Annotated in this window: 1 protein-coding gene; it reads right to left on the reverse strand. The window is 70.8% G+C overall.

The genetic code is table 11. The features are described 5' to 3' along the window. On the reverse strand, positions 1 to 257 hold a 257-nt coding region (locus SM753_RS20860), incomplete at both ends, for a DUF420 domain-containing protein (RefSeq protein ID WP_323192962.1).

The following is a 257-nucleotide window of genomic DNA, read 5'->3' on the forward strand; positions in this document are numbered from 1 at the left end:
GGGCGAAGAACGCGACGAACAGGCCGAACGCGGCGAGCATGTACCTGCGGTGCGCATCGAAGCGCTTCGCGCGCGCCTCGCGGACGCCGAGGACGATGCAGACGATTGCGACGAGACTGATGCCCGCGTTCACGTGCGGGACGAGGTCCAGAACCCACGCTGGGGCACCTGGGAGGACGGACCCGGGGATGGCCTGCCGGGCCGCGGCGAACACGAGTGCGAGCGAGACGACCGAGAGGACGGCCGTGACCTCGCGG

The organism is Halostella sp. PRR32 (assembly GCF_034808085.1).
GTDB classification, from domain to species: domain Archaea; phylum Halobacteriota; class Halobacteria; order Halobacteriales; family Natronoarchaeaceae; genus Halostella; species Halostella pelagica.